Below are 23,744 nucleotides of genomic sequence, written 5' to 3' on the forward strand. Positions count from 1 at the left end.
TGAGGCGATAAATTTACAAACAAACGACGGCAAAATTCAGATTGATTACGTAAATATCAAAAAAGCAAAAACCTATTTGGAGTGGTAATGCTAAGCGATATTGAAATTTCAACAAATGCCAAACTTGATAAGATTATAAACGTTGCAAAACGCCTAAATATAGATGAAAACGACATTGAGCTTTATGGGAATTTTAAAGCCAAAATCACCCCAAAGCTACAAAAATCAAACTCAAAGCTAATTTTAGTTACCGCTACAAATCCGACCCCTTTTGGCGAGGGCAAAACGACCACGTCAATTGGCTTAGCCGACGCCCTTGCTATGCTTGATAAATCGGTCTGCCTAGCACTTCGTGAGCCATCTTTGGGGCCAGTTTTTGGCATTAAAGGTGGCGCGGCTGGTGGCGGATATTCGCAAATTGCACCTATGCAGGATCTAAATTTACACTTTACTGGTGACTTTCACGCTATCACTTCGGCAAATAATCTAATCTCAGCGATTATTGATAACAGCCTATTTAACGGCAATCCGCTTGATATGAGCGAGATTTTATGGAGGCGTTGTCTTGATATGAACGACAGGGCGTTAAGGCATATCACGATAGGGCAGGGCGGTAAATTTGACGGCGTTGAGCGAAAGGATGGCTTTGATATAACGGCAGCTAGCGAGATTATGGCAGTTTTGTGCCTTGCAAGTGATTTGGGCGATTTAAAAAGTAGAATTTCAAACATAATCGTCGCCCTAAATTCCAAAAAAGAGCCAATTTACGTGCGTGATTTAGGCTGTGAGGACGCCGTTACGATACTTTTAAAAGACGCCATTAAGCCAAATCTTTTTCAAACCCTGCAAAACACGCCTTGTTTAATTCACGGCGGCCCATTTGCAAATATCGCCCACGGCTGCAACTCAATAATCGCCACCAAAACAGCTCTAAATTTAGCCGATTTTGTCGTAACAGAAGCTGGTTTTGGCTCAGAGCTAGGTGCTCAAAAATTCATTGACATAAAGTGCAAAAACGCAGATTTAAAGCCAGACGCTTGCGTGCTAGTAACGACAATCCGCTCAATAAAATACAACGGCGGAGTTAGTAAAGAGCAGATCAATGAGCCAAATTTAGAAGCTTTAAGCGAGGGCATTAAAAATCTAGGCGGACACATTAAAAATCTAAGCCAAACTCTAAATTTAAACGTAGTCGTGGCACTTAATAAATTTAGCTTTGACACGCCAAATGAGATAAATTTTGTGCGTGAGTTTTGCCAAAATTTAGGCGTAAAAATGGCAGTTTGTGAGAATTTTATCAAGGGCGGAGCTGGTGCGATAGAGCTTGCAAATTACGTCCTTGACGCCATAAATTCGCCAAAAGATATAAAATTTAGCTATGAAAAAAGCGATGATATCAGGACAAAAATCACCAAAATCGCTACAAAAATTTACGGCGCTAGCGAGGTCATTTTTGAGCAAGACGCCCTAAATTCGCTAGAAAATATCAAAAAATTAGGCTTTGAGCATTTTGATGTTTGCGTGGCTAAAACCCAGTATAGTTTTAGCGATGACGCAAAGCTACTTGGCCGCCCGACTGGCTTTAAATTTAGCGTTAAGGATTTAGAGATTAGGGCTGGGGCTGGGTTTATAGTCGCCATTTGTGGCAAGATTATGCTAATGCCGGGGCTGCCAGCCGTGCCAAACGCCCTAAAAATGCACATTGACACAGCCACTGGTGCTATTAGCGGACTAGATTAAGGAGTAAAAATGGGGGGGGGGTCGCACGATATGTTTAGTCTTGCAAAAAGCCTCTTTAAAATTCACAGAAGCATTACTGGTAAAGGCTTTAACACGAGCTTAGACATTATCCTAAATCACGCAATGGGGGGGGGGTAGCGCGTGTTTTTTAAAACCCCAAACCCATAAAAACGCTAAAAATTTCAGATTTTATGAGATAAAGCCAGAGATTTTTAACGTAAAATCAGGCACAAAAATTTACGACTGGGTTGTGCCTGATGAGTGGGATATTGATGATGCTTTTATCATCACGCCAAGTGGCAAGAAAATCTGCGACTTTAAACGCCTAAATTTACACGTTTTAGGCTATTCAGAAGCGGTGGATAAGCTTTTAAGCCTAGATGAGCTAAAAGCACACCTTCACACCCTAAAAGACCTGCCAAACGCCGTGCCTTACGCTACTAGCTACTATGAGAGACGTTGGGGTTTTTGTATCGCTAAAAACGAGCTTGACACGCTAGAAGCTGGCACTTATCACGCCGTGATAAAGTCAAGCTTTAATCCAAACGGACACCTAAGATACGCTAGAATTTTCATCCCAGCCACGCAAAAAACCGATGAAACTATCCTAATCTCAACCTACCTTTGCCACCCACAAATGGCAAACAATGAGCTTTCTGGACCCGTCGTGTGGGCAAATTTGGTGCGTTTTGTAAAAAGTCTAAACACTCGCCGTTATAATTACGAGTTTGTAATCACTCCTGAAACAATCGGCTCAATCTGCTATATTCACGAAAATTTCAGCCGTTTAAAACAAAACGTAAAGGGCGGTTTTGTGCTAACTTGCATAGGCGATGAGCGTGAATACGGCCTTGTTTTAAGCCCAGATGAGCAAAGATTAAGCGATAAAATCGCACTTCACACGATAAAGCACCTTACAAACAAGCCAAAAATTTACAGCTTTAAAGAGCGTGGCAGCGATGAAAGACAATACAACACACCAGCCCTAGATTTAGGCGTCGTAGCACTCTCACGCTCAAAATTTGGCGAATACAAAGAGTATCACACCAGCCTTGATGACCTTAGTTTTATTAGCCAAAAGGGGCTAAATGGCGGATTTTTATACGCTAGAAACTGCATTTTAAACCTTGAAACAAACGCAAAATTTCTGCTAAACACCATTTGTGAGCCAAATTTAGGCAGTCGTGGGTTAATAAGAACGCTAAGTCTAGGCAAAAACCACGAAGCACATATGATTTTACGCGACTTTTTAGCATTTTGTAACGGCAAAAACGACGCCTTAAAAATCGCAGAAATTTTAGGCTCACAGCTTTATAAACTCCGCCCTATCATTGAAGTTTTATTAAAAAATAATTTAATAAAAGAGGTAAAATGAGAGAGTTGATTAACGCCTTTGAGATAAAAAAGGGCGACTTTATCCTAATCGCCGCTGATTTTAGAAAATTTTTAAGGCATAAAATTAGGCAAAATTTTGATATTAAAACCATTCAAAACGATATCATTTTAGCCCTAAAAAACGCAGTTGGTACTAATGGCACACTTGCTTTTCAAACCTTTAACTGGGACTTTTGTAAAGGTACTATATTTGATATAAAAAACACGCCCTCAATGACTGGTAGCGTTGGTAATTTAGCCTTAAAAATGAGCGAATTTATCCGCACAAAGCACCCGATTTACTCATTTTGTGTTTATGGTAAATTTAAAGATGATTTAAAAAAGCTAAACAACACAGACGCCTTTGGCGACGATAGCCCATTTGCCTTTTTTCATCAAAAAAATGCAAAGATGATAGTGCTTGATTTAGAGCTAAATCACTCATTTACCTTTGTGCATTACGCCGAGCAAAGAAATGGCGTTTCTTATAGATTTATTAAAAATTTCACAGCCCCTTACACCGATGAAAACGGCGTTAGCAAGATTAAAACCTACTCAATGTTCGTTAGAAAAGAGAGCGTTTTAACTGAACTTGCTCCGCTTGAAGCGATTTTTATAAACAAAAACGCAATGAAAATTAATAAATTTTACGAAAGCGAAGCAAAAATCATAAATTTAAGCAGGGCTTATGAGATAATAGCTGATGACATAAAGCACAACAAAGCACGAAATTTACACAAATGGGGGGGGGTAGCACGAGTTTATAACGCCCCTTATGAAAGGGTGGCATAATGAAACACGTTAGCGAGTTTTTAAGGCTTAGTGCTAAAAATTTTAGTACTAAAACAGCAGTTGTTTGTGGCGATAAGAGCATTAATTTTAAGGTGCTTGATGAGTTAAGCGATAAGGTTGCAAGTGAAATTTTAAGAGCAAATATCAAAAAAGAGCCGATTTTTATTCTTTTACCAAAGGATATTTGGTGCATTGTGGCGTTTTTTGGCGTGATAAAAAGTGGGAATTTTTACGCCATAATTGATGAAAACAGCCCAAAAGAACGCCTTTTAAGCGTAACTTGCAAGATTAAACCAAAGCTATTAATTACAAGTAAAAATTTTGATTTTAGCTTTTTAAATATCAAAACGATTTTTGATAGCGATTTTAAAAATTTCAAAACTGATACGGCACTTTTAAACACCGCAAAATCCACATTTTTAGACGTTGATTTAGCCTATATTTTATTTACATCTGGCTCAACTGGCACACCAAAGGGCTTTGCTGTAAATCATAAAAATTTAATTGATTATGCCACGTGGGCAGTTGAGTGTTTTGGCATAAATAGCACTGATAACGTGGCAAATCAGGCACATTTTCACTTTGATAAATCAGTCCTTGATATCTACCCAAGCATTCTTAGCGGTGCTACGCTTCACATTTTAAAGGGTCAAGACTGGGCGTTTCCAGATAAAATTATGGGGTATTTTAAGGATAAAAATATCACGCAAACTGGCATTACACCACAAATCATTAACTATTTTGCAAATACAAACGCCCTAATCGCCCTGCCACATTTAAAGCGTGTCTTTATCTCTGGCGAAATCACGCCGGTAAAACAGGTAAAAATTTGGATAAATGCCTACAAAAACGCCAAAATCATCAACCTTTATGGTGCTAGTGAAATCACTGGGATTTGCTCGTATTTTGTGTGCGAAAGAGAGCTTAAAGATGATGAGATACTGCCCATTGGTAAGGCGTGTGAAAACACCGAAATTTTACTGCTTAGCGATGATTTAAGCCAAATTTTCACGCCATATAAAAAGGGCGAAATTTACGTTCGTGGCAGTTGCGTTTCTAGCGGATATTACAATGATAATGAGCTTACAAAAATGGCTTTCGTGCAAAATCCGCTAAACGATAAATTTATTGATTTGGTTTATAAAACCGGCGATATTGGTTATTTTAATGAAAACTACGAGCTAGTTTGTGCTGGACGTGCTGATAATCAGATTAAACTAAAAGGACACAGGATAGAACTTGGCGAGATTGAGTGCGTTTTAGGCACACACGAGGGTGTTAAAAACGTGGCCTGCGTCTTTGAAAATTCTCAAATTTTTGCCTTTTATGAGAGCGAGATTGAGCTTGATTTACGAGAATTTTTAAGCACCAAACTGCCAAAATATATGCTCCCACGCCATTTTATTAGAGTTAGTAAATTTCAGTTAAACAACAATACAAAAATTGACAGAAAAATTTTAAAACAGATTGCAAAGGATTTTAAATGAACGAGGTTGAAAATTTATTTAAAAGGCTTGGCAAAAGCCACATAAAAGCCGATGATACCGATATTTTAGCGCGTGGGCTAATTGACAGCCTTGATGTTATGGAGCTTATTGAGATGATAGCAGAGCTTAGCGGTAAATCCGTGCCTTCAAGGCTCATTAGAGCTGAAAATTTCAGCGATTTTAACGCCATTTTAAATCTCATTGAAAGCGTGAAAAATGCTTAGTTTCAAAGGCAAAATTTACACAAAAGATGAGCTAATTGCCACGCTAAAATCGCTTGGGATTAAAAATGGCGATACTCTTTTAATCCACGCTGAGCTGTTTAGGCTTGGTAAAATCACCGATAAGAGCCGATTTTTAGGCGATTTGGTTGATTGTTTTTTTAGTGTGGTGGGTAAAAACGGCACGATAGTAATGCCAACATTTACATATAGTTTTTGTCGTAATGAGGTCTATGATAAGCTAAACTCAAAAAGCACCGTTGGGGTTTTAAGCGAGTATTTTAGGCATTTAAGCGGTGTTGTAAGAACTGATGATCCGATTTTTTCATTTGCTATTTTTGGAGATGATAAAGATGAGTATTTAAAGCCTACAACTAGCTGTTTTGGCAATGGTTGCGTCTATGAAATTTTACACAAAAAGGGGGCTAAGTTTCTTTGCTTTGGCGATGCTAGTAAGGGCTGGACATTTTATCTTTATGCTGAGCAAAAAATTGGCGTTAGCTACCGATATTTTAAGGAATTTAGCGGTGATTTTATTGATGAAAACGGCGTAAAAAGCCACAAAAGCATAAAATATTTTGTAAGAAAGCTTGAAGCTAAAAGCATTCTTGATAAGCAAAAACAGATAAAAATGCTAAAAGATAGCGGTAATTTTAACTACGCAAAATTTGGCGGAGGCGATATGGTTTTAATTGATTTAGCTAGGTATTATGATACTTTTCAAAGTGTCGTAAAAGCCGATGAAAACACACTTTTAAAGGAGTAAGATGAAAAAATTTGCAGATGATAATATTGCTGCTTTTGTATTTAGAAATCTAAAACGAGGCAGTCAAATTTTAACACTAAGTAGCGATAAAATTTACACCGATTTTTTAAACCAAAATGGCTTTGAAACGACCGCTGATTTTAGTAAAAAAGTTGATGGTATTTTTGGCTTTGTTGGCTTTGATATAAAACTGATACCAAATGCCTTTAATGCCCTAAAAAACGGCACAAAAGCCATTTTTTGCTTTATTGATAAAGATGATTTTAGGGCTAAAAATATTACGCCATTTAGCAAAGATGAGATTAGAAAAATGCTTAATGATTTTAGCTGTTTAGAGATTGAAAGTATCGTTTTAAACGCAAAAAATAGCACCGAGCTTCATAAAATTTACGTGGCAATTGCCAGAAAGGATTAATCTTGAAAAATCAAAAAATGGGGGGGGGTTACGGCTTGATTTACTGGGATAAAAACTACCAAAATAGCCAAAATCCGACCTATCCAGTAAGCTATGTAGCAGATTTTGCATTTAGCTATTTAAAAAGCGAAGCAAAAGTGCTTGATTTAGGCTGTGGGGCTGGTAGGCACGTGGGATTTTTAGCGCAAAATGGCTTTAAAGCGTATGGGTGTGACTACTCAAAAGATGGGATAAAAAGCACGCAAAACCTGCTAAAAAGTCAAAATTTAAGTGCGGATTTAAAGGTTTGCGATATGTTATCTTTGCCTTATGAAGATGAGTGTTTTGACGGACTTATAAATTATGGCGTTTTAATGTATGCTGGGAGCAAAGAGCGAATTTTAAGGGCTGTTGATGAAATTTACAGGGTGCTAAAAACTGGCGGTGTGGCGTTTTTTCAGTTTAGAAATTTGGGTGATGATAGATATAAAACTGGGATTTTAAAGTCAAAATACGAGGTCATCACAAATCAGCAAAAAGGCAAAATGGGCTTTGATGAAAACGGCGTTGAGATTTACTACTTTGACAGGGACGAAGTTAAACGAATATTTAATAAATTTGAAATTTTAGAGATAAATGAGGTTAGCCGAAGCTACGATGATGACAGCTACAAAATCAGCTACTTTTTACTTATTGTAAAAAAGCAAAAATAAATAAAATTTATTATAAAATCCCGCTTTATTTTTTAAAAAAGGGTAGAGATGATAGAGAAAATTTTTGAGAAATTGATGTGGCATAGCAGGATTTTTGCCGTTTTGCCAGTCATTTTTGGGCTTTTGGGTGCGATTGTGCTTTTTGTGATTGCAAGTTACGACATATTTGCTGTTTTTGGTAGTGTTTATAGCTACTTTTTTAAGGGCGTACATCCTGAAAATTTTCATTCTGATGTGGTTGGGGCGATTGTTGGGGCTGTGGATTTGTATCTTATGGCACTTGTTATGTTTATTTTTAGCTTTGGAATTTACGAGCTTTTTATCAGCGAGATTGAGGAGATGAAGCTCTCAAAACACTCAAAAGTCCTTGAAGTGCATTCGCTTGATGAGCTAAAAGATAAGATAGCAAAGGTCATCGTAATGGTGCTTATTGTAAATTTCTTTCAGCGAGTTTTACACGCTAATTTTAGCACTCCGCTTGAAATGGCATACCTTGCTGGTAGCATTTTAGCGCTGTGTTTGGGGCTTTATTTTCTGCATAAGGGCGACCATTAAAAAGTGGCATTTTGCCACTTTTAGTTTTCAAGCCCTAAACTAGCACGATACTCCTCGTATGTGCCTTTAAAATCCACCACTTCGCCGTTGCCTTTTAGGTGTAAAATTCTATTTGCAAATGCGTCAATTAGCTCTCTGTCGTGGCTTACACAAATCACGCTGCCGTTAAAATTATAAAACGCCTCGCCAAGTGCGATGATCGCTTCAAGGTCAAGGTGATTGTTTGGCTCGTCCATTATTAGCAAATTTGGGCGATGAAGCATTAGCTGGGCTAGGCGGACTCTGTGCTTTTCGCCACCGCTTAAAGCACCAACTGCTTTTTCTTGATCAGCACCGCTAAAAAGCATTCTGCCAAGGCATTTGCGAATTTCATCAATGTCCTTATTTTTGGCGTCTTGCAGATACTCATAAAGCTTTAAATCGCCACTAATTTTATTTACCACATCTTGTGCAAAATACCCAAGCTCAATGGTGGCTCCTATGTGAATTTCGCCCTTATCTGGCTTTAACTCGCCCATTAGTAATTTACAAAGCGTGGTTTTACCAACGCCATTTACGCCAATAATTGCTAGTTTATCGCCCTTTTCTAGCTTGAAATTTAAGTCGTTAAAAATTACCTTCTCGCCAAAGCTTTTGCTTAAATTTTTAATCTCAATTAGCTCGTTGCCTATCTCTCTATTTGTGCGAAATAAAATGCTAGGATCTCGCCTTGATGATACGGCGATCTCGGCGATATCAAGCTTTGCTAGTTGTTTTGCGCGACTTGTGGCTTGTTTTGCCTTACTTGCGTTTGCACTAAAACGAGCGATAAATTTTTCAAGCTCCTCTTTCTCTTTTAGCTTTTTATCGCGCTCCATTTCGTTCTGTTTTGCGATTAAATTTGCAGCCATATACCACTCATCGTAGTTACCGCTAAACTCACGGATTTTTTTAAAATCCACGTCTAAAATATGCGTGCAAACCCTGTTTAAAAAGTGCCTGTCGTGGCTGATTACCACCAGCGTGCCTTCGTGGCGATTTAGCTCGTTTTCAAGCCAAGCAATAGCGTCAATGTCAAGGTTATTTGTCGGCTCGTCTAAAAACAAAATATCTGGTTTTGGGAATAAAACTTGCGCGAGCAAAACCTTGACTTTATCGGAATTTTCAACCTCGCTCATTAGCTTTTCAAACTCATTTAGCCCAAGCGAACTTAAAATTTTCTCAATCCTAGTTTCGTATTCATAGGTCGGATCCTCTTCGGCACAAATCACTTCAAGCTCACTTAAACGCTCATTTATTTCATCTGTAAATTCCTCGCTTAAATAGAGCTTTTCTTTCTCTTTTACGGCGTCATAAAGGCGTTTGTTGCCGTATAAAACGGCGTCTTTTAGCGTGAAATTTTCAAAAGCAAACTGATCTTGCCCCAAAACGCCAACTTTCAAGCCGTTTTCTATCACGACCTCGCCACTACTTGCTTCTATTTCGCCACTTAAAATTTTCAAAAACGTTGATTTACCAGCACCATTTGCACCGATTAAGCCATATCGGTTATGGCGATTAAGCTTTAAATTTACATCTTCAAAGAGCAAACTACTAGCAAATCTCTGCGTAAGTCCCTTAATTTCTAACATATTGTCCCTTTTTAAATTTAAAAGGGCTTATTTTGCCAAAAAGTTGTTTAAATTTTGATTTTTTGTTGTATAATCACTAATTAAATTTTAAATTACACAAGGAGATTATTATGATTAACGTTTTAATGATTGAAGATGATCCGGAATTTTCACAGATTTTATCTGAATATCTTGAAAATTTTAACATTAAGGTAACAAGCTTTGAAGACCTATATTTAGGGCTTAGTGCTGGGATTAAAAGCTATGATTTATTGATCCTTGATCTTACTTTACCGGGCATTGATGGACTTGAAGTTTGTAAAGAAATTCGCGCAAAATACGACATACCTATCATCATAAGCTCGGCTCGTTCAGATGTTACAGATAAGGTCATCGGACTTGGTTATGGTGCTGATGATTACCTACCAAAGCCATATGATCCAAAAGAGATGTATGCGCGTATTATGAGCCTTATTCGCAGGTATAAAAAGAGCCAAGAGATAGCAGAAGAGCCAGTTGAAAGTGCGTTTAGGATTGATGAGAAACGCCACGAAATTTACTTTAACAACGAGGCATTAATCCTAACTCCGGCTGAGTATGAAATTTTAACTTATCTCATTAAACAACATAGCTTTTCAGTTTCAAGAGAACAGCTAGTTTATAACTGCAAAAGCCTAAAAGATAAGGATTCAAAGAGCCTTGATGTCATCATCGGTCGCTTACGTGCTAAAATCGGCGATAGCTCAAAGTCGCCAAAACATATCTTTTCAGTGCGTGGCATAGGGTATAAACTCGTCGGATGAAAAGCTCAATAACGACAAAAATAACTATTATTTTTGCCATTGCCTTTACTTTGGTGTGCGTTTTGTTTCTAACCTTAGCTAGGATTGAGCGAGATCACGCCATAGAGAAGGTCAGAGATAGGCAGATTAGTGCGACAAACTATCTGCTATCTCTGTATGAAAAGTCAAAACTCCCACAGGATTTTAACCACTATTTTAGAAATTTCGGCTTTGAAAGTGTAAGTAGCAATATGTTAGCCGCTGCTGTTTTAAGCAAGGGCGAGGTGCAGTTTCAAAGGCACACGCCAGTCGGCACCGTTCGCTCAATATTTTATGACGGCAGGTTGTATTTACAAATTCAAAACGTATCGTTTTCACTGCTTCTTGAAAGTAATGACACAAAGAGCATTTACGACCCGCTTTTAGTCGGATTTTTAATCTCGTCGCTATTTTTGATTACATTTTACGTTTCGGTTATCAGAAGTCTTTCGCCACTTAAAAAGCTAAATAGCGATATTAGAAAATTTGCCTCTGGCAATATGGAGGTTGAAATTTGTCTGCCAAATGCTAAAAATAAGGATGAAATAGGGCAGGTGGCTTATGAATTTAACAACGCCGTTGGCAAGATAAAAGAGCTAATCCACTCACGACAACTATTTTTACGAGCCATAATGCACGAGCTAAAAACCCCAATCGGCAAGGGCAGAATCGTATCTGAAATGATAGCAAACGAAACGCAAAAAAGCAGGCTAATTAGCGTTTTTGAACGCCTTGATATGCTTATAAATGAGTTTGGTAAGGTTGAGCAGCTACTTTCAAAAAGCTACTCGCTTGAATATCAGGAGTGCCATTTTTCGTTGATTTTAGAGCAGACTATTGATCTTTTAATGCTTGAAAATTTTGACGAGCGTGTAAAATGTGACATCAAAGATGATGTTTTGCTTTACGTTGATTTTCAGCTTTTTTCGCTAATGCTTAAAAATTTAATAGACAACGCCTTAAAATACGCTGATGATAAGAAGGCGATTGTTGAGTGTCAAAGCGATAAAATCATTGTCAAAAATCACGGCAAAGCCTTAGAATACGATATAGAGCACTACAAACAAGCCTTTGTGCGAGGGGCTACAAGCTCAAAAACGACCAGCGGTATGGGACTTGGACTTTATATAATTGAACAAATCTGCGATATGCATAAATTTAGCCTTTGCTACGAGTATAAAGATGGCTTTCACTGCTTTATCGTAAAAACGCAAAAAATTTAACACACAATAATGAAAAAGAGTTTAGAGAAATTTAATGAGCTTGTTGATGCCTTTGGCAGGTTGCCCGGAGTGGGCAAAAAAACGGCTATGCGGTTTGCCTATTTTGTGAGTTTGCAAGATAGTTTTGGTGGGCTAAAACTCGCTCAAAGCATTGAAGATGCGGTGCGATTTATCAAACGCTGTGAGCGTTGTGGCAGTCTTAGCGAGGATGAGCTTTGCGATATTTGTGCCGATGAGAGCCGTGATGACGCCTTGATTGCGGTGGTTGAAAGCCCAAAAGATGTGCTGGTTTTAGAGCAGAGTAAAATTTTTAGCGGTCGCTATTTTGTGCTTGATGAGATTGATGATGAGCGGATTTTATCGCTTAAAAATATGATTGAATTTTATGGCGCAAACGAGATTATTTTTGCCTTTACGCCGGGGCTAAATTCTGACGCTTTAATGCTTTTTGTTGAGGATAAAATCGCAAAAGACGGACTAAAATTTAGCAAAATCGCACAGGGCGTGCCAACTGGCGTAAGCCTTGAAAACATTGATATGCTCTCGCTTTTAAAGGCGATTGAGAGCAGGATAAAAGCTTAAAGGATAGATGTGAGATTTAAAATTTTTACTGCCATTTTTGTGCTGGTTTTTCTCTCTGGTTGTAGATTTTTTTGGGAGCCAAAACCGCAAAAAATCACGCCACAAAAGGAGCAAATAAAGCCAAAAATAGAGCAAAAACAGGCAATAAAGGGCGTGATTTCTGAGCTTGTTTATCAAGATGAGCTTTACTGCTACACAATCACGGCGACTGATACTGCAAATTACAAGCTAAAAAGTGCGAATTTTTGTTCGCCAAAATTTTGGCACAACAAGGGCGACTTAATCTATGCTACCTTTACTGGCAAACGCCTAGAATCAATGCTTTTAATCAAAGAAGCAAACACAAAAACAGCTATAAAACGCAAAACCGCCCCAACAAAAACTGGCATAAATCCAGCAAAAGAGATAAAAATCAGTTTTGATTAGCCGTTGATTTACCGATTTATTATATAATTTCATCAAGCAATCAAAACAAAACTCCTTTTGTAAAAGGTGAGTTCGTCTCACCTTTTATTTTTTTAATTTTTAAAAAGTTATACGGCAATTTTATCAACTTAAAAACACTTAATTTGTTTAAAAAATTCTAGATAATGTAGATAAAATTTAGGGCTAATTTTTGTAATTACGCCCTAAATTTGTGCTTTAAAATGCAAATGGCAAAAGCGTAATATCCTGCCCCATACGAGAGCTTTTGCCACCGGCTAAAATCACGCAGTTAGTCAAATTATAAATCCCTTGGGTCGGCGATTTTGCCCATTATCGCACTAGCGGCGGCGACTGCTGAGTTTGCTAGATAAACTTCGCTTGTCCTATCGCCCATTCTGCCTACGAAATTTCTGTTTGTGGTGGCAACGCACCTCTCGCCAACGCCTAAAATTCCCATATATCCGCCAAGACAGGCACCACAGGTTGGGTTGCTCACAACCGCACCAGCTTCAACAAATATATCCATTAGCCCCTCTTTTTGTGCTTGTAGGGCGATTTTTTGCGTGGCTGGGGTGATGATAAGGCGTGTTTTTTTAGCGACCTTGCGTCCCTTTAAAATTTGTGCTGCGATGCGTAAATCGCTTAATCTGCCGTTCGTGCAAGAGCCGATAAACGCCTGATCAATCGCTAAATCATCTTTAACCGCTTCACGCACACTCTTGCCGTTGCTTGGCAAAAACGGATAAGCCACGACTGGATCAAGTTTGCTTACGTCTATCTCTAAAATTTGCTCATAATTTGCACCCTCATCTGAGTGGTAAATTTTTGGCTCACGGCTTAAATTTTTATCTTTTAAAAATTCCTTTGTAATCTCATCATAAGCGATTATACCGCTTTTACCCCCAGCTTCAATCGCCATATTACACATAGAAAATCTGCTATCCATATCAAGCCCAGCTATCGTTTCGCCAGTAAATTCTAGGGCTTTGTATAAAGCGCCATCAACGCCGATTTGGCGGATTATTTCAAGGATTAAGTCCTTGCCATAGACGTGCTTGCCAAGCTTGCCTTTAAAAACGACCTTTATGGTTTGTGGGACTTTAAACCAGTTTTTACCAGTTATCATCGCGTAAGCTAAGTCGGTTGAGCCCATACCAGTCGCAAACGCCCCAAGCGCGCCGTGTGTGCAGGTGTGGCTATCAGCACCGATTATCACATCACCCGGCACCACAAGTCCCTTTTCAGGCAAAAGCGCGTGTTCTATCCCCATATCTTTTTCGTCAAAATAGTTTTTTAAATCGTGTTTGTAGGCAAAATCACGAGAAATTTTAGCCTGATTTGCACTTAAAATATCTTTTGCTGGTATGTAGTGATCCATTACGATAGAAAAGCCGTCTGGGTTTGCTAGTTTTTTAGCGCCACTTCGCTCAAACTGCTTGATTGATATTGGCGTGGTAATGTCGTTGCCAATGACCATATCAATGGGACTTTGCACGATTTGCCCAGCATAAACCGCCTCTCCAACGTGCTCTGAGAAAATTTTTTCAGTTATTGTTTGTTTCATCTTTTATCTCCTTTTTTCTTGCGTAAATATTAATTAGCTCAACGCACAGCGAGAACGCCATAGCAAAGTAAATGTAGCCCTTTGAGATATGCATATCAAAGCCCTCGCCAACGAGTGCAAAGCCGATTAAAATCAAAAATGCAAGTGCTAGAATTTTAATTGTAGGGTTGTTATCAACAAAATTTGAGATTGATTTTGAAGCAAACATCATCACGCCAACGGCTAAAATCACGGCTAGAATCATAATCTCAATGTGCTGTGCCATACCAACAGCAGTGATAACGCTATCAAGCGAGAATACAATGTCAATAATCGCAATTTGCGTAATTACAGCGATAAAACTAGCCTTGCCCTTGCTCTCGTGGTGCTCTTCTTGCTCACCACTAACACTGCTGTGAATCTCCATTGTTGATTTTGCAATTAAGAAAAGTCCGCCTAAAATTAGCACGATATCGCGTCCAGTAATCTCAAAGCCAAATAGGCTAAATAGCGGCGTGGTAAGCTTCATAATCCAAAATAGCGATAAAAGTAGCATAATCCTAGTAATCATTGCTAGTGCTAGACCGATGATACGCCCTTTATCACGCTCATTTGCTGGTAGTTTGCCAACCAAAATCGCAATGAAAATAATGTTATCAATACCTAAAACTATTTCAAGTCCAGTAAGCGTAACTAGCGAAATCCACGCCTCTGGCGAAAAAACCCACTCAAACATCTAATCTCCTTAATAAAAGGGGCGATTATATAAAATTTTTGCTAAAAGTTTGCCTTAATCTCTTTTATAATGCGAGTGGTCGCTGTTTTTATAATCTCTGGCTTTGTGGCTAAATTTATGCGGATAAAGCCCTTAGCGTTTTTGCCAAACCATTCGCCATAATCAATGGCTAAACCGCAACGCCTTTGCATAAAATCCTTTGTGTCCTTTGTGTATGGATTTAAATCAAGCCACGCTAAATAGGTGCCTTCAAGTGGTGCGATGAAAATTTCAATATTTTCGTTTTTAAAGCTCTCTGTTAAAATTTCGTAGTTAAAATTAATTGTAACTTTTAAGCTTTCAAGCCATTTTTTGCCGTATTTATAGCCAAAAGTAGCGGCTATCACGCCTAAAATGCTAGTTTCAGTTTGATGAAATCTTTTTGCCATTTCATCGTAAATTTTGGCTAGTTTTTCGTTTTTAAAAATCGTAACGGAGTGTAGCAAACAGGCTAGGTTAAAGGTCTTTGAAGCTGAGGTCATTACGATTAGATTATCGCTAAATTTGCCGTTTTGAACGTTTAAGGCGGAGATAAATGGCTTAGAGCTCATCATAAAATCTTGATGAATTTCGTCGCTAATAATTAAGACATTGTGGCGTGTTAAAATTTCAAAAAGCCTTGATAATTCATCATCGCTCCACACTTTGCCAAGCGGATTGTGAGGCGATGAGTGGATAAAAAGTTTAACATTATTTTGCCTTATTTTTTGCTCAATATCATCAAAATCCAGCTCATATTCGCCGTTTTTTAGCAGGGCTTCTGAGCAGATTAGGTTTCGGTCGTTATCAATGATTGAATTTTTAAACGGATAATAAACCGGTGTGATTATCATCACGCTATCGTTTGGCTTTGTAAAGGCGTTTATAGCTAGGTAAATGGCACTTACAACGCCGGTATTAAATCTAATCCACTCTCTTTTTAGCTCTACGCCATAATTATCCTTTTGCCACGAAAAAAAGGCGTCAAAATACTCATCGCCAACAAAAGAGTAGCCATAAACTCCGTGATTTACACGCTCATTTAGGGCGTTTGTTATCTCGTTTGGGGTTTTAAAATCCATATCAGCAACCCACATACCAAGTAAATTTTCATCGCCAAAACGCCTTTTTAGGGCATCGTGTTTAAGCGAGTTTGTCCCCTTTCGCTCAACGTAAAATTCTCTTACAAAATCATCAACTAAACTCATAAAACAGCTCTTATTTTTGCTTCTAAAACCGATTTTGGCGTGAGTCCGATTAGGCGTTCTTTAATCTCTCCATCTTTGTTAAAAATGTAGATTACTGGCACACCCATTACACCGCCGACTGCGTTTGAAAAGTAGTCAATTGAAACCTTATCGCTTGTCGTTTTAAATTTGACTTTATGCTCGTTTAAAAGTGCCATATCCTTATCAAAACCCTTGCTTGGGCCAAGGACGCCGATGAAATTTATATCGTTTTTATAGCTCTCATAAAGTGCGTTTAGGTCTGGAATTTGTGCCTTACAAACCCCACAATCAGCCCCAAAGAAAAATAGTAAATATGGCTTCTCATCAATCACAAGGCGCCTATCTTTGGCAAAAAAGTGCGTCTTTATGCCACTATCATCATTTATTGTGATATGGTGCTTTTCGTATTCGTTTAAACAACCGCTAAAAAGCAGTAAAAATAGCGTAGATAGTAAAATTTTCATCTTTGTATCTCTTTGATTTTTTCAAGTTTGCCGTGTCTTAAAAACACGATTTTATCGCCGTATTCGCCTAGTTCTGGGTTGTGAGTAACAAGCAAAATCGTTTTGCCCTCGCTTTTTAGCTTGCAAAACAGATCAAGTATGATTTTCTCATTTGCCTCGTCAAGGTTGCCAGTTGGCTCATCAGCGATTAAAATTTCAGGGTCGTTTATGAGCGACCTAGCGATACAAAGGCGTTGCTGTTCGCCGCCGCTTAACTGGCTTGGTTTGTGGTCAAGTCTATGTCCAAGACCTACGGCGATTAGGGCGTTTTTGGCATCGTTTTCATCAACGCTGCTGTGATAATACTGCGATATCATCACGTTTTCAAGGGCATTTAGATATGGAATTAGGTGAAATTGCTGAAAAATTAGCCCTATCTTTTCACGGCGAAATTTTAGCATCTCATCGGCGTTTAAACGACTTGCATCATCGCCACCGACTAAATACGAACCGCTCGTTGGCAAATCCATTAAAGATAGGATATTTACAAGCGTGCTTTTACCGCTGCCACTTGGACCCATTACGCTGACCCACTCGCCCTTTTTTACTTCAAAATTTATATCATCAAGCGCCTTTACTTCGCCAAAGTGTTTTGATAAATTTTTAACTTCAATAGCCTTCATTACTCTCCCCTTAAAATTTCTGCCATATTGTTTTTTAACGCCCTTTTTATCGGATAAAACGCCGCAATGGCTGCAAAAATGAGCGATAAAATCATAGCGATAAAAATGCTTAAAATTCTAAAATCAATGGCTGATTTAAACACGGCATAGCCGATAAATTGAGCCAAAACATAGCCTAAAATAGCACCAATTAAAGCCGATAAAAATGCGACGCTAAATGTCTCAAATCCAAATAAATTTACGATATTTTTTTTACTAGCCCCAATGGCTCTAAGCAGGGCAATCTCACGTGAGCGTGAGAGCAAAATCGCCGAAAGCGTGGTATTTACGCACATTGAGGTAATTAGCAAGATTACGAGCGAAATGATAGCCATTAGCAACTTTATCTTATCTAAGATAAGTCCTTCGGTCTTTGAAATTTTTGCCACTGGTTTGGCTGAAATTTCAGCCGTGCTAATCTGCTTAGCATAATTATTTATCTCATCAAACGAGCCTAAAACAACGGCTTCGGCGTAGTTTATCAGATCTTGCTTGCCTGCTATTTTTTGGGCTAAATTTAAAGATACGATTAAAAGTGCATCCTCCTTATCGCCACTGGCAACAATGCCCTTAATTTTTACCTTTTCGCCCTTGTTTGCTCCAATTGCTCTTATCTCTATCGTATCGCCTACTTTAAAGCCAGTTTGCTTTGCTAAATCAACGCCGATTAGGACGTTTTTATCATCAAAATCAAGGTTAATTAACGCACCATCTCTTAAATCCAAAAATGGCTTAACTACCTTTAAATCGCTAAATTTTACGCCCATTAAAATGGCGTTTGTTGGTCCGATATTTGCCTGAGTAAATATGTAACCACTGCTGCCTAGCAGGTTTTTGCTTGGAATTTTAAGGCTAAGTGCTTCAAAATCGCTCTGGCTAATGTAGTCATTTTCGCTCATATTTGCTGGGGCAAAGATCATATTTGCGCCGTAAGTTTTTAGCTCACGAGAGACCTTTTGGTCAATGTCAAGATAGACATTTACAAACGCCGAGCAAACAGCTGAGCCAAGCAGGATTGAAATGGCTATTACAAAAACTCTTGATGAGCCGTTTTTTAGGCTTTTAAAAATGGTGTTTAGAAAGAATTTATTTGCGGTCATAAAGCACCTCGGCTGGGAGTAGTTTTATTAGGCTTCTCATAGGTAAAAGTGAGCCTAAAATTGAGATTAAAAGTGCAAACGCAATGGATAAAGGCAAAACAATCCACGCAATGCCAATGCCGTGAGAGAATATACTAAATGCCACGCCGTAGCTTAAAGCGTATCCTAAAAATGCCCCAACGACACCAGAAATAAGTGCGACAACAAGGCTCTCACTAGCAAAGAGTGCGTAAATTTCAATATTACTAGCCCCAAGTGCCTTTAAAAGTCCGATTTGCTTTTTTCGGCGATGAATTTCGCTTGTCATTAATGATGTAATACCAATGGCTGAAACGACAAGGGCGATCACGCTAACAATACCCATTAGGCTCTGAATTTTCTTTACGATATTGCTCTCAGCCTCGCTTACTTGAAGGCTTGGCTTTGCCCAAACACCAGCAAAATCCTCTTCAATTTGATACGCAATTGAGCTTACATAAGCCGAGCAATACCACTTATCATACTCAATGCTGTTTAGCTCATCTAAATTTCGCCTAGCTTTAAGCGAGAGGTCATTTTCAGGGATTGTCATCGCTGAAACTTCGGCTTTTTCAAACTCACCAGCCCTGTTTGCTAAAATTTGAGCCATTTTTAGCGAGGCGACTATCTTTTGGCTCTCATCGTTTGAGCCGTTTAAAATTCCAACCACCTTTGCCTTTAAAGTGGCATTTGGCGTTTTTAGCTCTAAAATATCGCCAAGCTTGAAATTTTCACGCTTTGCAAGGGCTTCGCCGATTAAAATTTCATCAACGCTGTCATCTTTAACCCACTCGCCACTAACGCCCCAAAATCCAAATAATCTCTTAACGCCGCTGCTAAACTCTGGCTCATCTTTTACGCCTAAATTTTTATCAAAATACGTCCCAAGAAGTGAAATTTCTTTGTTGTTAACGCTAACTTTTACGCTTAAAAATGGAGCGATTGCTACGATATTATTTCGCCAAAATATCTCTTTGATTTTGTGAAGTTTGTCCTCTGGCAAGAAATTTTGCGATTTTAATGGCGTGAAATTTTTACCCTCAATCTCAACGCTAAGGCTCTCGCCACGAGGCAAAACCACGATATTTGAGCCATAGCTTCTAAGTTCGCTTGAAACTTCATCGCCGATTTTTAGCGTGATATTTAGCATACAAGAGATTAGGATTGTAGCTAGGCTAATCGTGATAAATGCCATAAACTTTTGCGTTTTTTGTCCATAAAGCGAGTTTTTTATCATTAAAATTTGCATATTTTTCATTTTAAAGTCCCGTTTATATCTACGTATTTTGAGGCGTTTGCTTCAAACTCGGCTAAATTTTGATTATTTTCAAAAAAGTATAGTTTGCCGTAATACAGATACGATTTTGCTTCAAGGTTGCTTACTTTTTTACGGCTAACTGGGTCAAGCACCATTTTTTCAACCACCTTTGAGAAGAAATTTGCACCATTTGCTATGGTTTCTTGCTTGATTTTTATATTTTTGCCATCAAAGATAAAATCCATTGGGATTGGATTACACCCGCCCTCTTTGCCGACAGAAGGCAAGAAAATTCGCACATTGCACGAGATACAAATTAACTCATCGCCCTTTTTAACATAACCCATATCGCCACAAATCATACAAGCATCAAAAACGGCAACTGGCGATAGGCGGTCAGCAAAGCGGTTAAGCAAGAAAAATCTGACCTCTTTGCCCTCATCTGTGATATAGGCATAGCGATGAAGGTTGTTATCTAGCAGGGCGTTTGCGTCAAAGACAAACTCGCCATTTACTGGCTCAATAATCTTAGCATCATCAATTTGTGGCGGTCTTGAAGCGTATAAATCGTAGTAAAGCAAGAACGCTAAATTTATAAAAATGGCTAAAAATGTGAGTTTTACTAGGTTTAAAACCCTTGAAATTTTTGCCATATTTATGCGAAATTTTATGTGATTTTGCTCGGTTTTTGCAAAAAATTTAGGGCGTTTTACAAGGCAGATAACGCACAAAACGGCAAGTAAAAATAGGTAAAAATATACAGCAAAACTGCTTGCATAAATCCCTTTTGCCACGATTGATAATGCCCACGGATAGGTTTTAATTAACCCAGCTCTCATCATTTCAAGCGTGGTAGAAAATAGGCTTTGTAAGATTAGCGTGATGATTGTTAGGGCGTTAAAAAATATAGCCATTTTTGGCGAGATTAGTGCGTTTAGATTAAAGACTAAAAAGTATAAAACGATTAGTAAAAAAGCAGCAAGCAGTAATAAAAATAGGCTAATAATTGATGTCGTATCTAAAAGTTCGCCTGAAAATACGGCAAATAATGCGCTAAATGAGCCGTAACTTACGCCAAAGGCAGTGGCTAAGATAAAAAAGCTTATCAATTTTGGTAGTTTAAATTTAAGTGCTAAAACAAGCGGAGATAGGGCTAAAAATAGCAAACAAATAGTGTCAAAAGCGAGTTTTATCGTGCTGTCAATGAGTAAATTTCTAGCCGTTTTAAAGATAAAAAATCCTAAAAAAATGCCGATGAAAATTGATAAAGATATGGATTTTAGCTCATCTTTTTTGGTATTTAAACTAGCAAAAATGATAAATGGTATAAAAATAAAAGCCACTTGATAAAAGTAAATAGACATAAAAAACCTTAAAATTTAGATTTTTGGGTGAAAAATCACCCAAAATTTTTATTTAACTGGACCGCCAGTCCATTGAAATGTGTAGGTCGTTGTAAATGGCTCAAACCACTTGCCAACGCCAGTGTCTTTATCGGCGTGGCGACCAAAGCCTTGTGTTTCTGGGCTTTCAATGTTAAATTTTACTTCGTAGTTACCCACGCCAGTGTCCATTTTCACGTTTGCGCCGTAGTGCGGGCCATCTTGTGCCACCATTGGCATAAATGTGCCTTTTTTAGTTTTGCCGTTGTCTAAATTTTTAAGCTCGTAGCTTACTTTTAGATATGGTATCCACTCGCCCTCGCCAAAGCCGTTTTTGTTGCCTTCAAGTGCGTGAATATCAGCTTCTAAGTGAATATCGGCTAGGCTTGGCGCTAAGTCAATGCCCTTTGGCTCCATATCAATTGGCTGCAAATAAACAGCAGCGATCTCCATACCATTTATCTCAACAGGCTCTCCTATTGGATACTCACCAGCCACTAAGGCACTGCTAATAAGGCTTAACGCCAAGGCTGAACCTAAAATTTTTTTCATTTTTTCTCCTTTATTAAGATTGTTTTTGTTTTGATTTCATTATTAAAACGCCAATTACTAGGGCTAAAATCATTAAAATTTGTGGCACAAGGCTCTCATAATATGGCTGTAAGCCAAACCAGCTACCAGCCCACTCTGGGAATTTAAGCCCTTCAATTGTCGTTGGGATAAAAATTTTACCCTCAACAAGCTCCATAACGCCCTTGCCGACAAAGACAATTGACATATAAAAAATAATGGCTGAGGTGAATAAGAAAAATGGCTTGATTGGAATTTTAATAGCAAAAATTTTAAATATGTAATAAACAACTAAAAGCACCACTAATCCCACGCCAAAACCAGTGGCTATCATCGTGTGTCCAAGTGCGTTTTTAGCGTCAAAAATGAGTGCTTGATAAAATAGCACCGTTTCAGCACCCTCTCTAAATACAGCTAAAAACACCGTCCACCAAAGCGCGGTGGCTGAATTTGATGAAATGCTCTCATTTACCTGATTTTTAATATACTCGCTCCACTTTTTAGCGCCAGCATTTGAAAGTAACCAAAAGCCAACATAAAACAGCAAGCCAACGGCAACAAGCATAGTAATGCCCTCCATTAGCTCACGCTTTTGCCCAGCGGCACTGCCAAAGATGACATTCATAATCCACGCCATAACAAAGCTTAAAATCACAGCCACGCCAACAGAGCTATAAACGACGCGTCCCATTTTTGAGGCGTTGCCAGTCTTTAAAAGATAGGCGACAACGGCAGCGACGATGATTAGTGCCTCAAAGCCCTCTCTTAAAATAATCGTAAGCGACCAGATAAATAAAGCCCAAGGTGAGCTTTCAGAGCTTGTCTTTTCAAGTGCGGTTAAAAGCTGTGAATTTAGCGTATCCATAGCCGTTTTAATGGTATTTTCATCTTTGTTTGACTTCATTAGGGCGACGATTTGGCTAAATGTGCCCTCAATTGCCGTCTTTAAATTTACATCAATTGCGCCGACTTTATTCTCCATACCGCTGGCTTCAAACTCATCAAAATAGATATCCTGAGCGTTACTCATCGCCTTATCAACCTTGCCGTTTTTGTAAATTTCAAGCACGTTTTGCATTTTTTGATTGATATTTGCCACCACTTGGCTAAAATCAGCACCGCTCTCATCGCTATCATCATCTAAAATTTCAGCTGGCAGCTCCACCTTTGCCACGCTTACGCTATCACTTGGTAGCTTGTTAGCAGCGTCATAAATGGCAAGTGTGACGGCGTTAAGCTTGGCTTTAAAGTCATCTTTGCTAAGTCCGTTTTTAATGCCACTTATGGCTTCGCTCATCTTCCGCTGAATATCGCCATCAATGCTCTGACCTTTGTCTAAAAACTGGCGGATGGCAATCTCAAATTTTGTATTTCTGTAATGGATAAATTTTGCGTCTTCAATAAATTTTCTAGCAGCGGCTAAATCGCCATTTTCATAGCTATTTATGGCGTTTTCTAGGCTGGTTTTAATGCTAGTAAATACAAATCTCCACTCTTTTGAGAATTTGCTTGTATCAAAATCACTTGGAGTATTTTGTGGTGTCTCTGAATACTCGCCAACAAGCCTGTGTCCGCCTAAAATTTTTGGCAAAACTTCGTTTATTTCGGCGTTTAGCTTATCAATTCTCTCTTTTATCTGCTCTGGCGTTTCGTTTGCTTTTATGGCTTTTCTAATTTGCCCAAACTGCTTTTCAAGTGCGTAAGCCTTTTTGGCTGAGATATTTATCCTAATGGCACTCTCAATGTCCTCAAATAGCCCAAAATAGGCGTTTTGCGTATCCATAACGGCTTTTTGTGTGTTGCCATTTTGATACTCAACTAAGACATTATCAAAAGCGATTTTGATATCTTTTACTATTTTTTCGTAATCTTTTTCGTTTGCAAAAAGCATAAACGGCAGTAAAAACAAAAGTAAGAAAATTCGTAAATTTCTCATAAAAAAGCCTTAAAAGTTAAAATTAAAAGTGGTAATTTAGCAAATAATTGCTTTATATAAAATAAAAACTATTATCAAAAAGAGAGTGATTTTGATTTGATGAAGT

Annotated in this window: 25 protein-coding genes; 14 read left to right on the forward strand and 11 right to left on the reverse strand. The window is 38.4% G+C overall.

The window, feature by feature from the left end:
• Positions 1-87: 87 nt before the first annotated feature.
• The 10 genes from NYG85_RS00005 (at position 88) to NYG85_RS00050 (ending at position 8,042) form a co-directional block, all read left to right on the forward strand.
• Entirely contained in the window at positions 88-1,740 is a 1,653-nt protein-coding gene (locus NYG85_RS00005; protein ID WP_284936482.1) for a formate--tetrahydrofolate ligase, read from the forward strand.
• Between the two features lie 9 nt (positions 1,741-1,749).
• Positions 1,750-1,878: a hypothetical protein gene (locus tag NYG85_RS00010; RefSeq protein WP_284936484.1), complete on the forward strand. Its 129-nt coding sequence runs from the start codon at positions 1,750-1,752 to the stop codon at positions 1,876-1,878.
• A gap of 112 nt (positions 1,879-1,990) precedes the next feature.
• Positions 1,991-3,115: a DUF4910 domain-containing protein gene (locus NYG85_RS00015; RefSeq protein WP_284936485.1), complete on the forward strand. Its 1,125-nt coding sequence runs from the start codon at positions 1,991-1,993 to the stop codon at positions 3,113-3,115.
• On the forward strand, positions 3,112-3,906 hold the full coding sequence (locus NYG85_RS00020) for an AAC(3) family N-acetyltransferase (protein WP_284936486.1): 795 nt from the start codon (positions 3,112-3,114) through the stop codon (positions 3,904-3,906). Before NYG85_RS00015 ends, NYG85_RS00020 begins: the two co-directional genes overlap by 4 nt.
• Positions 3,906-5,393, forward strand: coding sequence for an amino acid adenylation domain-containing protein (locus tag NYG85_RS00025; RefSeq protein ID WP_432264835.1), 1,488 nt, complete (start codon positions 3,906-3,908; stop codon positions 5,391-5,393). The genes NYG85_RS00020 and NYG85_RS00025 overlap by 1 nt, the downstream gene beginning before the upstream one ends.
• Positions 5,390-5,617 (forward strand): hypothetical protein, encoded by a 228-nt coding sequence (locus NYG85_RS00030; RefSeq protein ID WP_284936488.1) that lies wholly within the window; start codon positions 5,390-5,392, stop codon positions 5,615-5,617. Before NYG85_RS00025 ends, NYG85_RS00030 begins: the two co-directional genes overlap by 4 nt.
• On the forward strand, positions 5,610-6,380 hold the full coding sequence (locus tag NYG85_RS00035; RefSeq protein WP_284936489.1) for an AAC(3) family N-acetyltransferase: 771 nt from the start codon (positions 5,610-5,612) through the stop codon (positions 6,378-6,380). Before NYG85_RS00030 ends, NYG85_RS00035 begins: the two co-directional genes overlap by 8 nt.
• A gap of 1 nt (position 6,381) precedes the next feature.
• Positions 6,382-6,795, forward strand: coding sequence for a hypothetical protein (locus tag NYG85_RS00040; RefSeq protein WP_284936490.1), 414 nt, complete (start codon positions 6,382-6,384; stop codon positions 6,793-6,795).
• Positions 6,796-6,797: 2 nt separating this feature from the next.
• Positions 6,798-7,487: a class I SAM-dependent methyltransferase gene (locus NYG85_RS00045; protein WP_284936491.1), complete on the forward strand. Its 690-nt coding sequence runs from the start codon at positions 6,798-6,800 to the stop codon at positions 7,485-7,487.
• A 48-nt stretch (positions 7,488-7,535) separates the two neighbouring features.
• Positions 7,536-8,042, forward strand: coding sequence for a YqhA family protein (locus NYG85_RS00050; protein WP_284936492.1), 507 nt, complete (start codon positions 7,536-7,538; stop codon positions 8,040-8,042).
• Between the two features lie 20 nt (positions 8,043-8,062).
• On the opposite strand, the gene NYG85_RS00055 is transcribed toward NYG85_RS00050, so the two are convergent.
• Positions 8,063-9,652, reverse strand: a complete 1,590-nt coding sequence (locus tag NYG85_RS00055; RefSeq protein ID WP_284936493.1) for an ABC-F family ATP-binding cassette domain-containing protein — start codon at positions 9,650-9,652, stop codon at positions 8,063-8,065.
• A 110-nt stretch (positions 9,653-9,762) separates the two neighbouring features.
• On the opposite strand from NYG85_RS00055, the gene NYG85_RS00060 reads away from it, so the two are divergent.
• Genes NYG85_RS00060 through NYG85_RS00075 form a run of 4 tightly spaced genes read left to right on the forward strand, consistent with a single transcriptional unit; the run spans position 9,763 to position 12,683 of the window.
• The gene (locus tag NYG85_RS00060; RefSeq protein ID WP_284936494.1) at positions 9,763-10,434 is read left to right on the forward strand and encodes a response regulator transcription factor; all 672 of its coding nucleotides are present in this window, start codon (positions 9,763-9,765) and stop codon (positions 10,432-10,434) included.
• Positions 10,431-11,675 (forward strand): ArsS family sensor histidine kinase, encoded by a 1,245-nt coding sequence (locus NYG85_RS00065; protein WP_284936495.1) that lies wholly within the window; start codon positions 10,431-10,433, stop codon positions 11,673-11,675. The genes NYG85_RS00060 and NYG85_RS00065 overlap by 4 nt, the downstream gene beginning before the upstream one ends.
• A 9-nt stretch (positions 11,676-11,684) precedes the next feature.
• The gene (gene recR / locus NYG85_RS00070; protein WP_284936496.1) at positions 11,685-12,257 is read left to right on the forward strand and encodes a recombination mediator RecR; all 573 of its coding nucleotides are present in this window, start codon (positions 11,685-11,687) and stop codon (positions 12,255-12,257) included.
• Between the two features lie 9 nt (positions 12,258-12,266).
• On the forward strand, positions 12,267-12,683 hold the full coding sequence (locus tag NYG85_RS00075; protein ID WP_284936498.1) for a hypothetical protein: 417 nt from the start codon (positions 12,267-12,269) through the stop codon (positions 12,681-12,683).
• A gap of 298 nt (positions 12,684-12,981) precedes the next feature.
• Here NYG85_RS00075 and leuC read toward each other — a convergent pair whose 3' ends face one another.
• Genes leuC through NYG85_RS00125 form a run of 10 tightly spaced genes read right to left on the reverse strand, consistent with a single transcriptional unit; the run spans position 12,982 to position 23,638 of the window.
• A complete protein-coding gene (gene leuC, locus NYG85_RS00080) occupies positions 12,982-14,247 on the reverse strand; it encodes a 3-isopropylmalate dehydratase large subunit (protein ID WP_284936499.1) in 1,266 nt (421 codons plus the stop codon).
• Positions 14,228-14,962 (reverse strand): TerC family protein, encoded by a 735-nt coding sequence (locus tag NYG85_RS00085; RefSeq protein ID WP_284936500.1) that lies wholly within the window; start codon positions 14,960-14,962, stop codon positions 14,228-14,230. Before NYG85_RS00085 ends, leuC begins: the two co-directional genes overlap by 20 nt.
• A 41-nt stretch (positions 14,963-15,003) precedes the next feature.
• A complete protein-coding gene (locus NYG85_RS00090; RefSeq protein ID WP_284936501.1) occupies positions 15,004-16,188 on the reverse strand; it encodes a MalY/PatB family protein in 1,185 nt (394 codons plus the stop codon).
• Positions 16,185-16,673 (reverse strand): TlpA family protein disulfide reductase, encoded by a 489-nt coding sequence (locus NYG85_RS00095; RefSeq protein WP_284936502.1) that lies wholly within the window; start codon positions 16,671-16,673, stop codon positions 16,185-16,187. Before NYG85_RS00095 ends, NYG85_RS00090 begins: the two co-directional genes overlap by 4 nt.
• Positions 16,670-17,335, reverse strand: coding sequence for an ABC transporter ATP-binding protein (locus tag NYG85_RS00100; protein WP_284936503.1), 666 nt, complete (start codon positions 17,333-17,335; stop codon positions 16,670-16,672). Before NYG85_RS00100 ends, NYG85_RS00095 begins: the two co-directional genes overlap by 4 nt.
• Positions 17,335-18,474, reverse strand: a complete 1,140-nt coding sequence (locus NYG85_RS00105; protein ID WP_284936504.1) for an ABC transporter permease — start codon at positions 18,472-18,474, stop codon at positions 17,335-17,337. Before NYG85_RS00105 ends, NYG85_RS00100 begins: the two co-directional genes overlap by 1 nt.
• Positions 18,461-19,750, reverse strand: coding sequence for an ABC transporter permease (locus tag NYG85_RS00110; protein WP_284936505.1), 1,290 nt, complete (start codon positions 19,748-19,750; stop codon positions 18,461-18,463). The genes NYG85_RS00105 and NYG85_RS00110 overlap by 14 nt, the downstream gene beginning before the upstream one ends.
• Entirely contained in the window at positions 19,747-21,114 is a 1,368-nt protein-coding gene (locus NYG85_RS00115; protein ID WP_284936506.1) for a Fe-S-containing protein, read from the reverse strand. The genes NYG85_RS00110 and NYG85_RS00115 overlap by 4 nt, the downstream gene beginning before the upstream one ends.
• Before the next feature lie 48 nt (positions 21,115-21,162).
• Positions 21,163-21,684, reverse strand: a complete 522-nt coding sequence (locus NYG85_RS00120) for an iron transporter (protein ID WP_284936508.1) — start codon at positions 21,682-21,684, stop codon at positions 21,163-21,165.
• Between the two features lie 13 nt (positions 21,685-21,697).
• Complete coding sequence (locus NYG85_RS00125; protein WP_284936509.1) at positions 21,698-23,638, reverse strand: FTR1 family iron permease; 1,941 nt, start codon at positions 23,636-23,638, stop codon at positions 21,698-21,700.
• Positions 23,639-23,744: the final 106 nt, after the last annotated feature.

Origin of the sequence: Campylobacter gastrosuis (assembly GCF_030249845.1) — a bacterium.
GTDB classification, from domain to species: domain Bacteria; phylum Campylobacterota; class Campylobacteria; order Campylobacterales; family Campylobacteraceae; genus Campylobacter_A; species Campylobacter_A gastrosuis.

Bases quoted from the DNA above. Each gene is read 5' to 3' on its own strand.
- NYG85_RS00005 (WP_284936482.1), top strand. From the start codon at position 88: ATGCTAAGCGATATTGAAATTTCAACAAATGCCAAACTTGATAAGATT.
- NYG85_RS00010 (WP_284936484.1), top strand. From the start codon at position 1,750: ATGGGGGGGGGGTCGCACGATATGTTTAGTCTTGCAAAAAGCCTCTTT.
- NYG85_RS00020 (WP_284936486.1), top strand. From the start codon at position 3,112: ATGAGAGAGTTGATTAACGCCTTTGAGATAAAAAAGGGCGACTTTATC.
- NYG85_RS00025 (WP_432264835.1), top strand. From the start codon at position 3,906: ATGAAACACGTTAGCGAGTTTTTAAGGCTTAGTGCTAAAAATTTTAGT.
- NYG85_RS00030 (WP_284936488.1), top strand. From the start codon at position 5,390: ATGAACGAGGTTGAAAATTTATTTAAAAGGCTTGGCAAAAGCCACATA.
- NYG85_RS00035 (WP_284936489.1), top strand. From the start codon at position 5,610: ATGCTTAGTTTCAAAGGCAAAATTTACACAAAAGATGAGCTAATTGCC.
- NYG85_RS00040 (WP_284936490.1), top strand. From the start codon at position 6,382: ATGAAAAAATTTGCAGATGATAATATTGCTGCTTTTGTATTTAGAAAT.
- NYG85_RS00050 (WP_284936492.1), top strand. From the start codon at position 7,536: ATGATAGAGAAAATTTTTGAGAAATTGATGTGGCATAGCAGGATTTTT.
- NYG85_RS00055 (WP_284936493.1), bottom strand. From the start codon at position 9,652: ATGTTAGAAATTAAGGGACTTACGCAGAGATTTGCTAGTAGTTTGCTC.
- NYG85_RS00060 (WP_284936494.1), top strand. From the start codon at position 9,763: ATGATTAACGTTTTAATGATTGAAGATGATCCGGAATTTTCACAGATT.
- NYG85_RS00065 (WP_284936495.1), top strand. From the start codon at position 10,431: ATGAAAAGCTCAATAACGACAAAAATAACTATTATTTTTGCCATTGCC.
- recR (WP_284936496.1), top strand. From the start codon at position 11,685: ATGAAAAAGAGTTTAGAGAAATTTAATGAGCTTGTTGATGCCTTTGGC.
- leuC (WP_284936499.1), bottom strand. From the start codon at position 14,247: ATGAAACAAACAATAACTGAAAAAATTTTCTCAGAGCACGTTGGAGAG.
- NYG85_RS00085 (WP_284936500.1), bottom strand. From the start codon at position 14,962: ATGTTTGAGTGGGTTTTTTCGCCAGAGGCGTGGATTTCGCTAGTTACG.
- NYG85_RS00090 (WP_284936501.1), bottom strand. From the start codon at position 16,188: ATGAGTTTAGTTGATGATTTTGTAAGAGAATTTTACGTTGAGCGAAAG.
- NYG85_RS00095 (WP_284936502.1), bottom strand. From the start codon at position 16,673: ATGAAAATTTTACTATCTACGCTATTTTTACTGCTTTTTAGCGGTTGT.
- NYG85_RS00100 (WP_284936503.1), bottom strand. From the start codon at position 17,335: ATGAAGGCTATTGAAGTTAAAAATTTATCAAAACACTTTGGCGAAGTA.
- NYG85_RS00105 (WP_284936504.1), bottom strand. From the start codon at position 18,474: ATGACCGCAAATAAATTCTTTCTAAACACCATTTTTAAAAGCCTAAAA.
- NYG85_RS00110 (WP_284936505.1), bottom strand. From the start codon at position 19,750: ATGAAAAATATGCAAATTTTAATGATAAAAAACTCGCTTTATGGACAA.
- NYG85_RS00115 (WP_284936506.1), bottom strand. From the start codon at position 21,114: ATGTCTATTTACTTTTATCAAGTGGCTTTTATTTTTATACCATTTATC.
- NYG85_RS00120 (WP_284936508.1), bottom strand. From the start codon at position 21,684: ATGAAAAAAATTTTAGGTTCAGCCTTGGCGTTAAGCCTTATTAGCAGT.
- NYG85_RS00125 (WP_284936509.1), bottom strand. From the start codon at position 23,638: ATGAGAAATTTACGAATTTTCTTACTTTTGTTTTTACTGCCGTTTATG.